Annotated in this window: 12 protein-coding genes; 9 read left to right on the forward strand and 3 right to left on the reverse strand. The window is 37.6% G+C overall.

All coding sequences use genetic code 11. The annotated features are described in order from the left end of the window. Positions 1-13: 13 nt before the first annotated feature. The 5 genes from JCM9140_RS06385 (at position 14) to JCM9140_RS06405 (ending at position 6,236) form a co-directional block, all read left to right on the forward strand. Positions 14-1,027, forward strand: a complete 1,014-nt coding sequence (locus JCM9140_RS06385) for a methionine ABC transporter ATP-binding protein (protein ID WP_034743939.1) — start codon at positions 14-16, stop codon at positions 1,025-1,027. 1 nt (position 1,028) lies between these two features. Next, a complete protein-coding gene (locus JCM9140_RS06390; RefSeq protein WP_034743942.1) occupies positions 1,029-1,700 on the forward strand; it encodes a methionine ABC transporter permease in 672 nt (223 codons plus the stop codon). 16 nt (positions 1,701-1,716) lie between these two features. Further along, positions 1,717-2,820: an alpha-hydroxy-acid oxidizing protein gene (locus tag JCM9140_RS06395; protein WP_034743945.1), complete on the forward strand. Its 1,104-nt coding sequence runs from the start codon at positions 1,717-1,719 to the stop codon at positions 2,818-2,820. Between the two features lie 187 nt (positions 2,821-3,007). Further along, positions 3,008-3,370 carry a response regulator transcription factor gene (locus tag JCM9140_RS06400; protein WP_034743948.1) on the forward strand — a complete coding sequence of 121 codons (363 nt, stop codon included), beginning with the start codon at positions 3,008-3,010 and terminating at the stop codon, positions 3,368-3,370. Beyond that, positions 3,363-6,236, forward strand: coding sequence for an ATP-binding protein (locus tag JCM9140_RS06405; RefSeq protein WP_034743951.1), 2,874 nt, complete (start codon positions 3,363-3,365; stop codon positions 6,234-6,236). Before JCM9140_RS06400 ends, JCM9140_RS06405 begins: the two co-directional genes overlap by 8 nt. Before the next feature lie 40 nt (positions 6,237-6,276). Here JCM9140_RS06405 and JCM9140_RS06410 read toward each other — a convergent pair whose 3' ends face one another. Together JCM9140_RS06410 and JCM9140_RS06415 are read right to left on the reverse strand one after the other, a co-directional pair. After that, positions 6,277-9,537, reverse strand: a complete 3,261-nt coding sequence (locus tag JCM9140_RS06410; protein ID WP_369384401.1) for a hypothetical protein — start codon at positions 9,535-9,537, stop codon at positions 6,277-6,279. A 171-nt stretch (positions 9,538-9,708) separates the two neighbouring features. Beyond that, positions 9,709-10,860: an acyl-CoA dehydrogenase family protein gene (locus JCM9140_RS06415; RefSeq protein ID WP_034743957.1), complete on the reverse strand. Its 1,152-nt coding sequence runs from the start codon at positions 10,858-10,860 to the stop codon at positions 9,709-9,711. Positions 10,861-11,006: 146 nt separating this feature from the next. Here JCM9140_RS06415 and JCM9140_RS23035 point away from each other — a divergent pair, with 146 nt between their 5' ends. Beyond that, entirely contained in the window at positions 11,007-11,153 is a 147-nt protein-coding gene (locus tag JCM9140_RS23035) for a YycC family protein (RefSeq protein WP_081727591.1), read from the forward strand. 210 nt (positions 11,154-11,363) lie between these two features. Here JCM9140_RS23035 and JCM9140_RS06420 read toward each other — a convergent pair whose 3' ends face one another. Beyond that, on the reverse strand, positions 11,364-12,326 hold the full coding sequence (locus JCM9140_RS06420) for a D-2-hydroxyacid dehydrogenase (protein WP_034743960.1): 963 nt from the start codon (positions 12,324-12,326) through the stop codon (positions 11,364-11,366). 315 nt (positions 12,327-12,641) lie between these two features. Here JCM9140_RS06420 and JCM9140_RS24850 point away from each other — a divergent pair, with 315 nt between their 5' ends. The 3 genes from JCM9140_RS24850 to JCM9140_RS22395 are packed head-to-tail and all read left to right on the forward strand — an operon-like array spanning position 12,642 to position 14,603. Further along, the gene (locus JCM9140_RS24850; protein ID WP_052002101.1) at positions 12,642-12,938 is read left to right on the forward strand and encodes an efflux RND transporter permease subunit; all 297 of its coding nucleotides are present in this window, start codon (positions 12,642-12,644) and stop codon (positions 12,936-12,938) included. After that, positions 12,904-14,274, forward strand: coding sequence for an efflux RND transporter permease subunit (locus JCM9140_RS22390; RefSeq protein WP_081727592.1), 1,371 nt, complete (start codon positions 12,904-12,906; stop codon positions 14,272-14,274). The genes JCM9140_RS24850 and JCM9140_RS22390 overlap by 35 nt, the downstream gene beginning before the upstream one ends. After that, on the forward strand, positions 14,262-14,603 hold the full coding sequence (locus JCM9140_RS22395; RefSeq protein WP_052002103.1) for a hypothetical protein: 342 nt from the start codon (positions 14,262-14,264) through the stop codon (positions 14,601-14,603). Before JCM9140_RS22390 ends, JCM9140_RS22395 begins: the two co-directional genes overlap by 13 nt. Positions 14,604-14,644 lie beyond the last annotated feature (41 nt).

The raw sequence follows: 14,644 nt of genomic DNA on the forward strand, positions 1-14,644 counted from the left end.
GGAGTTGATGAATATGATCGAATTAAAGAATGTTTCAAAAACATTTGTGTCCAAAAAGTCTACGGTCACAGCGCTAGATGATGTTTCAATTCACGTACAAAAAGGTGAAATATATGGAGTCATTGGTTATAGTGGCGCTGGAAAAAGTACACTCATCCGTTGCGTTAATATGCTAGAGAAGCCAAGCGGTGGAGAAATCATCGTAAACGGAGTAACGATGACGGGGTTATCTAGTAATAAATTAAGAGAGGCTCGTCAAAATATCGGGATGATTTTTCAAGGGTTTAATTTATTAAAAACGGCAACCGTCTATGATAACATTGCAATCCCTCTTAAATTAACGGGAATCCCAAAAGCGGAAATTGATGAGCGAGTGAATAAATACTTAGCTGTTGTGGGATTGGAAGCCAAAGCAGACTCCTATCCAAGTCAGTTATCAGGGGGGCAAAAGCAACGGGTTGCGATTGCACGTGCCTTGTCTCACGAACCTGATGTTCTGCTAAGTGATGAAGCAACAAGTGCACTAGACCCAGAGACGACAGAGTCCATTCTTTCTTTGTTGCTCAAAATTAACAAGGAATTCGGAATTACAATCTTATTGATTACGCATGAAATGCATGTCGTTCAAAAAATTTGTGATCGTGTAGCCGTAATGGAGAATGGAAAAGTGATCGAAGAAGGAAAAGTGATTGATATTTTCTCTCAAGCAAAAACGGATACGACGAAGAAGTTTATTAACAGTCTATTCCCTGAAGATATTCCATCGGAAGTCATTAATTCATTAAAAGAACAAGGGCCGATTATTCGTTTATCTTTTGTTGGTCAATCGACTGGAAAACCAGCTCTCGCTGAAGTATCGAAAAAATTCAATGTGTACACAAATATATTATCTGGTAACATTGTTCAATTAAAAAATGAACCGTACGGACGGATGGTTATTCATTTAGAAGGAGCAAATGAAGAGACAGAAGCAGCCGTAAGGTATTTAGAAGAAGTTGGAGTACAAGTAGAAAGGGTGAACTTATAACATGTTTCAAATTACAGAATTTTTGGATCGTTGGGGAGATCCAATTTGGAAAGCGACGATTGAAACGTTTCAAATGGTGTCGATCGCATTAGCTATTTCGATTATTATTGCCCTTCCTTTAGGGACGCTACTTGTTTTAACTAGGCCGAATAAAAGTTTAGAAAATAAATATGTGTATCAGTTTTTAAATATCATTATTAACATTACTCGCTCTATTCCATTTATTATTCTATTATTCTTTATTTTGCCTTTTACAAAGTTTATTGTAGGTACATCAATGGGAGTTAAAGGGGTTATTGTGCCACTAGTTGTTTATACAGCTCCTTACATTGCCAGATTGATGGAATCAGCTTTATTGGAGGTTGATAAAGGAGTCCTTGAAGCCTATGAAGCAATGGGAATCAAAACACAGCATATTATTTGGCATGTAATGGTTCGAGAAGCACGACCTTCTTTAATCCTTGGTCTAACGATTGCGACAATTGGTTTAATTGGAGCAACGGCTATGGCTGGATTAGTAGGAGCTGGTGGTTTAGGAGACTTAGCTTATCGTTTTGGGCATTTACGTTATGAACCCGAAGTTATGTATGCAACGGTTATCATCCTGATTATCTTGGTACAAGGGATTCAATCAATTGGAAATCGTGTTGCAACCAAACTGAAGAAAGACTAGGATGGGGGAAGAAAGAATGTCTAGCAACGTTGGTTTTCGCTCACCGGAAGAGTGGGAGCGCCTTGCAAAAGAGCGGTTAGAACAAGGTCCATTTGAATACATCCAAAGTGGGTCGGGTGCTGAAGAAACATTAGAAGCTAATTTAGCAGGTTTGAGGAATTGGAAAATTGTCCCTCGTGTTCTGCGAGATGTGTCTACACTTGATGTACAGTCGACAATTATTGGAGTCCAATCTAATCTACCTGTTGCGCTTGCCCCTGTTGGTTTTCAGACAATTATTCATCCAGAAGGTGAACTAGCAGCTGCAAGAGCTGCTGCAGCGAAGGGGATCCCGTATACAGTCAGTACTGTTTCATCATACTCCATGGAGCAGATTGCAGAAGTCATGGGGAAGGGAGCGAGGTTTTTCCAGCTTTACTGGCCAAATGATGATGAAATAGCGTTGAGTTTTGTAAAAAGAGCTGAAAAGAGTGGATATTCAGCTATCTTGATTACAGTCGATACTCCATTGCTAGGATTACGAGAGCAAGATAAACAAAACCAATACTTTCCATTAAAAAATGGTCACGGTTTAGGCAATTATGAATCGGATCCAGTATTTAGAACGAAAGCAAATCTGGAAACGAAAGAGAAAAGTGAAGTTATTTCTGAAGTAGCTTCACGTCTATTTAATCCAACTCTAACGTGGGAAAAGGTAAGATGGCTTCGGACACAAACCAAACTTCCAATCGTGATTAAAGGCATTGTTCATCCAGATGATGCTAGATTAGCAGTAGAGAACGGGATAGATGGAGTAGTCGTCTCCAATCACGGTGGAAGACAATTAGATGGGTCTATTAGCAGCATGGATGCTCTAGAAGATATGGTTAAAGCTGTCAAAGGGGACATTCCAATTATATTCGACGGTGGTATTCGAAGAGGGGTTGACATAGTTAAAGCACTAGCTCTAGGTGCAGATAGTGTTTTAATTGGGCGTTTGTATGCTTACGCTCTTATCGATGGCCAAGTAGGTGTTGAAAAAGCTATTACGCAATTAAAAGATGAATTTCAGACAGCATTAGCTTTAACGGGAGAAACAAAGCTTATAGATTTAAAGAAAACCATGTTACTCAAAAGATAATGTTGAACAAGTGCTTACTTTCACATCATGTTAACGATGAATTCGGCAAACATGGTATGGGAGTAAGCACTTTTTTAGTTGGTGCATTTTGTTAGTATTCTCTGGTAGATCGTGGACTTCAATGAAGGTATAATGAAGATAATGTCGAATTTTGTATAATTCACAAACAAGATGAGGTGTTAATGGAATGAAACGAGTTCTTGTTGCAGACGATGAGGAAGTATTACGTATGCTGATAAGTGATACATTAGAAGATCTTGGACTTCACATTGAAGAGGCGGAAGATGGAGAAGAGGCTTTAAAGAAAATGAGTACGAATGACTATGATTTACTCATTTTAGATTACATGATGCCTAAACTAACAGGTCCAGAGGTACTAGATCAACTTTCTCCACAAATCAAAAGGGAGGTTCCCATTCTTATGCTAACAGCAAAAGCGCAAAAAAGCGAAGAAATGGAAGTATACGAAGCTGGTGCCACTTTTTTTATGGCAAAACCATTTAGTCCAAGTGATTTAGCAACTATAGTGGAGGATATTATGAATGGTTAATGTCAAATCGTTCTTTAATCAAAGTATTCGCAGGAAATACCTTGCGATTATTGCTATTACGCTTATTAGCGTCATAGTCATTTCGGTCGGTTTTATTTATTATATGTTAACAAGCCAAAGTCAGTTAGATACTGAACGTGAACTTTTACAGGAGAAAGTGGTTGTTATTGATAACTTAGCAGATGATTTGAATCAAATCATCTTAAATGCTAGGGCGTATTATTTGGTACATGAGTCCATATTTGAGGAAAACGTAAATAGGCACTTAGATAATCTAAAAGAAGCGATTGATTATTACGAAAGTTATCCAATGGATTCTGATGAATTTCAACTTAGGAGCCAACTTCACAATTTTTATATGGTCTATAAGTTTCATACGTATCCAACCATTAAGAAAATGGCATTAGCATCAGACTATGAAGCCATTCGAATCTTTAATGATCAACGTGGCACTGCGAATGAAATAAGTGCTTTCTTAGACACAATTGATTCCATTAAACATGAAAGATCGGAGGAATTAGAAGCTGTTATTGATAAATCTATAGCACAGCTGAAGTTCTTTACTATTGCTGGAATTATTTTTAGTACGCTTGTATTAATTCTATTTATCTTGCTAATCGGCCGAATTTTAAGAGATGTCATTGTTCCTATTGAAGAATTAGAAGAAGCAACAGGTGCCGTTGCAAAAGGGGAATCCTTTAAATTAACAAAGTTCAATCGAAATGATGAGATCGGTTCGTTATCCAATGCGTTTATTAAAATGGCCAAGACGATTCAAGAAAAAGAAGAGGAATTAACTGCACAAAATGAGGAACTTATTGCGCAACAAGATGAACTACACTATCAACAAGATCAACTTGAGTCTTCACTAACGGATTCGAAAAATACGAGAGAAAAACTAGAACGGTATTATAAACTTAGCCAATCGCTCACATTCACGTTAGACAAGCAAGAATTCGTGAATGACATTCTTTACCACTTAAACAAATTGTACTCGTTTGATGCAAGCATTATTGTGTTAACTTCAGAAGATGCATATGCTTCTAAAGGTTTACCGAAAGAGACAGTTGACCGCTTCAGAAATCAAGTCGCTAGCCAACAATATGTCAGACTTCAGCAGGAAGAGTATTATGTCGTGAAAAGAGAAGCAGAACAATCGGAACTTGGTATATCTACAGATACGATGTATTGTTACGATTTTTATACGGCGTTTTTGGATGGGAATCATGAACAAGTAGGTGTGCTAGCAGCAACAAGAATTGGTAGAACTTTTTCAGAGGAAGAAATGAATGAGATTCATGGTTTAATGAATCAAGTTTCCCTTTCGCTTGAGCGAATTAAAATGTATGAAGAAGCAGAATCTTCAAGAAAATTGAATCAAGACATAATTGATAACGTCAATGAAGGAATTCAATTCGTATCTGCTACAGGTAAGATGATTCAAAATAATGATATTTTATGTAAGTTTGCAACAGGTTCTAAATGGATGGAAATCAATCAAGAAAAAGATGATTGGATTCGTGAATTCATTGATCAAGTCAATGAGCCAAAGAAATTACAAGTGTTCTTTACGAATGCCATTGAGATGAGCTTTACTGATACGAGAAACATGACCTACTCGATTAATAGAGAAGGCACTCGCTTTATTGATGTGTATGCAACATCGGTTTTCCAGAGGGATGAAAAAATAGGAACGATTTTTGTCCATCGTGATATTACAAAAGAATATGAAGTTGATCAAATGAAGTCAGAATTAGTCAGTACTGTCAGTCATGAGCTGAGGACGCCACTTTCAAGTGTTCTTGGTTTTACAGAGTTGTTAATAACGAAGGATTTACAGAAAGAACGTCAACAAAAGTATTTAACAACCATTCATAAAGAAGCAAAAAGGTTGACGAACTTAATTAATGATTTTCTTGATTTACAACGAATGGAATCTGGTAATCAAAGCTATGAAATGGAATTGTGTAAAGTAGATGAAGTGGCAATGGATGTTGTTCGGCACTTTAAGCATGAAAAGAAACATGATGTTTTCTTAATTGATGAAGCGCAACATGTAACGGTGAGAGCCGATCGGGAAAGGCTAATTCAAGTGTTTACGAATGTAATGAGCAATGCGATTAAGTTTTCTCCAAATGGTGGCGATGTGAAAATCCGACTAAAGAATGAAAAAGATCAGCTACTAATCAGCATTCAGGATCAAGGACTTGGCATACCTGAGAATGAAGTGCCAATGTTATTTAAAAAATTCCACCGAATTGACAATAGTGAAAGAAGAAAAATTGGTGGAACCGGCCTTGGTTTAGCAATTTGTAAAGAAATAATTGAAAGTCACCAAGGGTCAATTTGGATTGAATCAACTGAGGGGAAAGGATCAACGATTTATATCACCTTACCTATCTACTCACAGAAGAACATAGAAACCATTAACGATGATTTCATTCATGATCATACTGGTAACAATGTGATGATCGTTGAGGATGATACGAGTTTAGCGTTGTTATTGTCAGAAGAGTTAAAAGGAAAAGGGTTCAAGGTCGTTCATCATAGTGAACCAACTAGAGCATTAAAAGATGCAAAGAAAATACCATTTGTTGGGATTGTTGTCGATCTTATGTTAGGAGAAGAAATGAGTGGATGGGATTTGATTCAACTGTTAAAAGAAGACGAGCGAACAAAGAACATTCCAATTGTGATTTCTTCGGCCTTAGATAAGTCAGAAGAACAAGTGGAAAAATACAAAATTGAAAAATATTTAACGAAACCTTTTCCTCCTAACGAGTTGTCAACTGCCGTATCAAAATTTCTCATTCAATCTGAAACTGGTGAAGTGCTTTTTCCAGATTGTGATGAAAAAAATAAGTAAACAAAATCCCCCAACCTCGTGGATGGGGGATTTTGTTTACTCACTCTATTGAGTCAAATAGTTGTTGAACAATAAAATAAGATTGTTTTAAACGTTCTTCGTATTTAGGCTCATTTCCCCAGGCTTCCCATTCAAATAGGTGCATGTTTTGTCCTGCTTCAGGGTAGGAGTAGAGCAATTCATCCTGATCATCTAATAACAAAAAGGCAATATTGATTCCATCGATTATCAGACTACTAGATTGAAAAAGGTCCTGTATATTTTGGTTTTGATTTTCTTGATAAACATCACCGATAATCTCTCGAATACTCGGGTCTTTTATATTAAGAAGAGCCCAAGGGATACGAAGTTCCAAAATACCAGTTTCATCGGAATAGTAAAAGTCTGCTAGTGAATCATATTCATTGGAAGTAGGATTGCCATTTCCAAAACGAAATTTACCAGCTTCGTACGAAACAAAAGGTAACAATTCACCTGTATCAGGTCTTTCCATTTCTAGACTAATTGCAAGTTCAATAGGATTGAAATTCCCACTGTTTTTCGTTGGTGGTGTATGGTCATCTAACATTTGATGATACACCCCATAATGGAAATAAAACGTATCATAATAAGCATCTACAAGTAAACGTGATTCATCTTTATTTTTAAGGTCTAAAACAAAATCAATATTAGAGAAAGGAGGTTTAACAGTAGGCAAAAAGTCAATCTCATCATTTCCTTGTTCTGGATGAGAATCTAATAAAATAATTGGACGATGATTAGACCAGCTCACATTTTCAGAAAAGTCAACTCTCATGTACATATATCGCTCATCTGAATCAACAAAAATTTTACTTATTGGTTCGCCTGTTTTTTCAAAAATGGGGTTAGTTCCTTCCCAATCGTCATCTTCTCCGTCGACTTTTATTTTCAATCGGTCAAAACTTAAAAAACCAAATTGTTGCTCATTGGTTTGTGCATTAGACCAATATTGGCGCCTGTTTGGATCATCATAGTACATGGTATTCCATGTTCGTTTAAACCATTCATCTTGCCATGTGAAAACAAGTCCTCCAAGCAACCCTTCTTGAATAATGTCTTCATATAAATGAGAAACAATCTCTCCTTGTTCCTTTTCGGTTAAGAAGCCTTGATTCCAACCAAATGGATTTTCATGAGTAAGTCCACGTGAGGATGGAACCCCGAATTCTGCCACTAATATAGGCAGGTCATGATGATCATGTAAATCTCGCAAATACCCTGCATAGTTATTTGGTTCGCCACGATGGTCAATAAATTCCGTATAATTTTCTTCTAGATTTAAGAAATCTGGGTAATACGGATAGATGTGATAAGAAGCGAACATGCCAACTTCTGCAGCTTCTCCTTTTAAAGCTAATAGGTTTGGATCTACAGTCGCTAGGTCTTCAAAATATTGAGGTTCGGCTGGATGTTCCAAAAGATCAGTTGTCACCCAATTGGTGAAACTAACTGGGCGCATCCACTGATAATTTTCTTGCTCATACGTCATTAGTTCATCAAGCTGCCATGCCAACCATTGCTCCATAGGCTCGCCATTTATTGTCTTAATATACTGACCGTCATAATCATCATGGTCGTGATAGTCGATGCTCATATTGCTTACCATTTCAGGATCCCACTCAATCCCGTTGATCCAACCAATCACATATGGTGAAATATCTGCATAATAAGCTCCATGTGCATGGCCACGGACATGTTGTATGTTGGCCTGCCCATGAATTGCATTAACAATGTTTTTCCACTCGGTTTCGAATTGTTCGAGTAGCTCTGAATTATAGGCATCTCCGCCATTTTCGTGAAGCAATTCTTCATCAAACCAAACACCATGAAATAAGTAAAGTGGATTATCATGTTCTTCATTGTACCGTTTAAGGGCACGATAAAAACCAGGTGGGTGTAAGGTATAGACACGAATCGTATTGGCATTCATTTCACCAATCATCTCAAACCACCGATAATATTCGGACTCTGAAATAGCTGCTTCTCCTGGGAAATGTCCAGGTTTCCCCATGCCCATGTTCACCCCTTTTATAGGTAAAGACTTCCACTCGTTATCTTTATATACTTCGAACATCGACTGTTCGATTCGAGCTGAATAAGAAGCGGCACCAGTTTTGGGGTAGCTTTGTTCAGGCATGGAGTTAGGGTCTAGTTTTTCGATTGCTAATATTTCTTTCATCATCGGAACGTAGGTTTTCCAGAAAAAGCTCGTATCTGGAAAAAGAGCTTCAAACGATGTCCATGATTTCCATTTTGCAAAGCCAGCATATCTTGTGAACAAAGGTTTTTCATCTACATCAACAAAATCACCAGCAAAGTAGAAAATATTAGAATCATTTTTCTCATGATGTAAAACAGCAGCAAATTCGGAAGGAATCTGCTTTTGCAGAAGCACGTCTATCCCTTCATTCGTTACATCCCAATTGTAATAAGCTAACACTTCTTGTTCATTAAAAGGCACAACAATGTCAAACCAATAACGATAAGAGGGGCTAGTTGAAAGATTCAATAATGATTGACCCGTTTCTGTAAACGAAAGATTGATCCCACCAGAACCAAGGTGACCTAATTGTTCGGATAATACAACAATGTCTTCGCTCCAATCATGGACTAAAACAAAGCCACTTCCTTCATGTTGCCAAGGTTCACCAGCAAGGTTTTCATGTCTTTCAATAATCCAAATAGGAATCTCTTCATTGTCTCGACTTAAATTTTCAAAATACCGTCCGGTCCATCCAGTCCAATCTAAATGGAAGAAATCTGTCACATCTTCTCTGACCATTTGTTCAGTTGGAGACGCAAACGTATTAAACTCAGCTATTAATGTTGTTGGATTTGATAAGGCATAATCCTTAATTGTTTGCCATTCTTCCATTTCAAGTCCACCATAGATAAGTGAAGAATGCTCCCCCCTTGTATCTTCTGTCCATGGCAGGTCATCATGATATACCCCGTATGTATCTGCGATATAAATGACATCTGTCCCTTCTAAGGAAGTAGGAAGAGGGGAGATCTCATAATCTTGCTCGTGTTCAATAGGTTTAAAACCATAATAATCTTCGCCAGCAACATAAAAGTCTCCGTTATCTTTATGGTAACGGTAGTGATTAAGTAACCAGACTAATCCAGAGTGTTCTCGCATTGATTCAGTTGGTACCGTTTTATCAAGAATAACCACATTCAGTTTTTCACTAGAGCTTATACTCCATATCAAAAAAGGCGTAAATAATAGCAAAAGAAAGATACCCATAACGATCAAAAGTTTTTTCAATATGTTCACCTCTCATCCATTTTAGATTTGTCGAGAATGATAGTAAATTGATATTTTCTGGAGGTTTGTGAAAAAGAAAGAAGGGAGATCAAGCCATTAAGATCTCCCTCATATGTGATAAATCAATATTGGATTGTGAATATGTGGGTAAGGCGTCGATGCGCTTTGTCTATCTCTTGCTTATTTAATACGGTCAAATGCTTCGGTTGCTAATAAGATTAAAGTTCGATCATCCATTGGTGGATTGTGAAGCCCTGCTCGGACATCACGGTAATAGCGTTGAATTGAATGATCTTTGAATAGACTCTGAGCACCTACGACTCTCATCGCTCGATCTACGATGTGAATAGCGCTATTGACAACTTGGTATTTTACTGACCCTAGCTCGTTTTGCATGTTTTGTCTTTCTTCTTTGGATGAGGAATCCCATTTTTGTGCGACTCCGTATAAAAAGTAACGAGCTTGAAGCAAGTCAGCTTCATTTTCGCCAATTTTTGTTTGAACATTTGGAAGATCTTTTATAGCCCCAGGTAAACTATTGGGGGAATAAGTTGAAGCAAACTCAATAGCAAAGTTTTGCGCTGCTTGCGCAATCCCCAAATAGCAAGCGGGGATATGCAACAACCAACCAGCAGGGTTTTTCTTTCCAGGCTGAACCAACTCTAGAAAATGATTAAACGGAATACGAACATTTTTTAAATGCAAATCATGACTCGCCGTTCCTCTCATCGCAATGGAATTCCATGTTTCTTCAATTTTTACCCCTTGAGCAGAGTGATTAATTAGAAAATTTCCGACCTGTCCATCCTCCATTGTAGCTGATACGATAAAATAATCGAGAGCAGGAGACATGGAAGTAAAGCTTTTCCTGCCATTAATGATCCAATTATTATGATCCCTTGTTGCTGTAGTAGTTGGTTTTCCTCCACGGGTGGGACTCCCGGTTTCAGGTTCACTCGCTGCAGCGTTGAGCAATTTTCCCTCGTGTAACACTTCATAAAGGACTTGCTCGTATATATCTTCAGGCCAAGCTTTGCTCTCAGATATATTCGTAATAAGTCCCATATGCCAACCAATCGATAAAGAAGTGGAACCATCATAGGTTGCAATAACTTCTTGGAGAGCAAGCCATTCTGCTAAAGGAAGTCCTTTTCCTCCAAACGTTTTTGGGACAGTGAGAGAGGTATAGCCAATCTCTTTTAATTCTTGTATATTTTCCATTGGGAACGTATTCTGTTCATCATGGATTTTTGCTCGTTCAGAAAAGGCTTGTGCAGTTTGGTGGACAATTTGTTTACGTTCTTCCAAATTCAAAGCGTTATGTAGCTTCATGAATCCTCCTCCAATTCTCTTTTTCAACAGTTTATCATAAAGAAGGTAAATGACAGAAAATATTGCCTGTTTCATACATCATTGTAACTGTCAGAAAAGATATGGTTTAATGAAGGAAAGAAAAAGCAAGAAAGGAGATGTTATGGATGAGACCATTACAAATTTCTGCTGAAACAGCTCAGAAACTTTCGAAGTCTTTAAATGTACCAATTGAGCAAATTATGCATATGCCACAGCATATTTTATTAGCTAAACTTGCTGAATTGCAAGAAAGTGAAAAGAAAGATCATTAGATTCAAGTAGAGTGCCAAAAACGTATCCTTTGGCACATCTTTTTTCTGAGAAAATAGAAATTACGGCTTTGCGCAATCTTCACATGTAAAAATAAATACATTTAAAGATAAAAAGTAACCAGTCGCAGGGGAGTGTCAATCCCCTGTGGCTGGTTACCCATTGACTAGTGTAAGAGAATTCCTGTTTTCGCAAGGCTAGATTCTAATTCTCTAATATCCTTTTTTAAAATCAACGACATTCAAAGGCAAAGGACTGTTGGTTAAATAACTTTTTAAATTAGGTATGAAAATGTCTTCAATGACACGTTTATCATAATGCTCCGTTGAACCAGCTGTATGAGGGGTAATAATGACATTGTCGAAATTCCATAATGGACTTTCTTCTGATAATGGTTCCTTCTCAAATACATCTAGACCAGCCCCAGCAATTTCTTGCTTTTGTAAAGCTGATATTAAGTCTGATTCAACGACAATTTCTCCTCGGCCAATATTAATCAAAATGGCAGAACGTTTCATTAATTGAAATTGCTTTTCACCAAACATTTGCTTTGTCTCGCTAGTTAGTGGCAGTGTAATGACAACATAATCACACTTAGGAAGAATGTCGTCTAATTGATTAGGTAAATACATTTCATCAACAAACGGATCGGGCTTTCCGGAGTGGCGAGTTCCGAGAACTTTCATGCCAAATGCTTTTGCAATCTTAGCAGTCTCCTGACCAATAGATCCGACCCCTATGATGCCAATTGTCTTCTCATGTATTTCAAGTTTCATATTTTCATGATTCCACATTTTTGTTTGTTGGTTTCTGACATATGCATGAATCTTTCTCGTTAAACCTAGCATAAGTGCGAAGATTGTTTCAGAAATAGGATACGTATGAACGCCATTTGCACTTGTTACGTGTACACCTTTTTCTTGTAGTGTATGTAAAGGCAGTTGATTCACACCAGCAGTCCACGTTTGAATCCATTTTAAGGCTCCCTTATTTTGTAAAAGAAGGTCGGTCATTTCTTTTTTCCATCCCGCAATTACCTCAGCATCTGAAATATGGTCATTCCAAATAGAACGGTCCCGTCCGAAAACGATTTCCCAATCAGGCAAGATGGAGTGTAACCTCTCTTTGAATGGGCTTTCAAGATTTTGTGTGATAACAAGTTTTCGTTGGTTCATCATTGTCGCCTCCCATATTTTTCTACTTCCTACTCCCTATATTATCAGAAAAGGAAAGAAAAAAAAGAGATTCTCCGCCTGAAGATGGAGATAAGTTCCATCCTGCAATTGAATATTTTTACCATTTTTTCTTGTGTATTCATATGTAGAAAGAATAAATTGAAAGTGGTTTTAGGAGGTAAAAATTTACTGATTGGTGGGAAAAGAATGGGATTACTTACGTTTTTATTGAAGCGAAAATGGATCGTAGGTTTGTTGGCCGTTTTCATTGTGATTATTGGATTATTTGCAACTACGAGATTAGATCAAGAATGAATGCCACCTATTACATTTGATGGAGCGGTTATTCAAGTGGATGCTGTTCAGATGACGACACTTGATGTTGAACAAAGAGTAACAGAACCAGTTGAACAAGTTTTACTTGGCATGGATGGAGTGGAATCCTTTCATTCAACATCAACGCTTGGCAACAGCTCCCTTACGATAGAAATTGAAGAAGGCCGCGGGAGGAAGTTTCAAAGGAAGTCGATCAGCTTTGCTTGCTTTAAAACCTCAGCTTGTTGGAGTTCAAGATATAATGGTTACTCCCTATTCAATGAACGGAACGTATGAATTTTATATGGATCTTTCAAATGGGAATAAAGAAACGATGTCGGCTTTTGCGAGGGATGTGCTAGAACCTAGGCTAAAAGCGTTGCCCGAAGTTCGAGATGTTGACTTAATTGGATTACTAGAAAAAGAAATTGTCATAGAGCTAAAAAAAGAAAAATTAGATGAATTAAATATTGATGCTGCTCAAGTTGTACAAACCATTCAACAGTCTAACGCAGAATCAACAATTGGTACGTTAACAGGAGAACAAAATGAGCCGAAGTTGAGGTGGAACACAACAGTTGAAACAATGGAAGACCTTGAAAACATTACAATCCAAACGATGGATGGACTTATACACCTAAAAGAGGTTGCAGAAGTGAATGAACAACCGAGTGAACAAACAGCAGGTGTTTGGAAAAATGGAACTGATGACTTTATAGTCGTGCAAATAGCCCGTACAGCAGATGTTACGCAGGTGGAAATGGCTTCAGCTGTTCGTGAGGAAGTTGAACAAATTCGTACAGATGGCCTTATCCAGGACTTTGAATTAGAAGAGATTGTTGCTCAAGTAGATTATGTTAGTGATTCAATAAATGGAGTTTCAGAAAATGTACTTATTGGTGGAGTGTTAGCACTTATCATCCTTTTGCTTTTTTTGAGGAATTTTCGTGCAACGATTATTATCGGATTATCCATTCCCATATCCATTCTATTAACGTTTTCTGCGATGTGGTATTTTGACTACAGTTTTAATATGTTAAGTTTAGTTGCTTTAGGACTTGGAATTGGGATGATGGTTGATGCATCTATTGTTATATTAGAGTCGATCTTCCGAAAGAAGGAGCAAAGTGTAGCCAATCAAGAGGCAGTTGTTCAAGGAATAAAAGAAGTGGCAACAGCTGTTATCGCTTCGATGTTAACGACCGTTGTTGTGTTTTTGCCAATCGGGCTTCTAGGAGGAGAAGCTGGAAAGTTTATGATCATTTTAGCTGTCGTGATCATTATTACACTAGTGAGCTCGGTACTTGTCTCGTTTACGCTCATTCCTACTCTAGCTGAAAACTTCTTACGAGTAAGTGAAAAGGCAAAGCAGAAAAAAGAAGGAGTGGTCGTTAGCAAATACGGACGTGTATTAAAGTGGATGACAAAAAAGAAACGCAACCGTTATAGTATGATCATTTTGTTTTTCCTCGTATTCGCCGGATCATTATCGTTAATCACAAAAGTTCCAATGACCATTATGCCGGATGTATTTAATCGATATGCAGAAATTGCTGTGCAACTTGAAAGTGGGGTCACTCCTTCTGAACGAGAAAGATTGCCATTGCGATTAGTGAGCAAATGGATGAGGTAGCGGATGTTACAAATACGATCATTATGGATAATGTCAATATGTTATATGCAATCATAAACATGACGAAAGCGGAGGAAGCCACAATTGATCAAAAGGTAGTCAATGAACAAATCCTAGCTTCATTACGGGAATTAGAAGATCAGTTTCCAATTGTCACTGTCGGTTCAGCTATGACAATGGAAGGAGGCTATCCGATCTCACTCATGATCCAAAGCGATCAGTTTGATGAGTTAGAATTGATATCAAGTAACTTGATGAATGAGTTGAAGGCATCGTCGGCTTGTCCTCTTCAAATGAGAAATTACTTGAAGAAAAGCAAATTTTGCTAAACGAGAGTACCATGGAATAGGATGACCTTTCTTCACATGAA

The sequence above is a fragment of the Halalkalibacter wakoensis JCM 9140 genome (genome assembly GCF_000513095.1).
Lineage (GTDB): Bacteria > Bacillota > Bacilli > Bacillales > Bacillaceae_D > Halalkalibacter > Halalkalibacter wakoensis.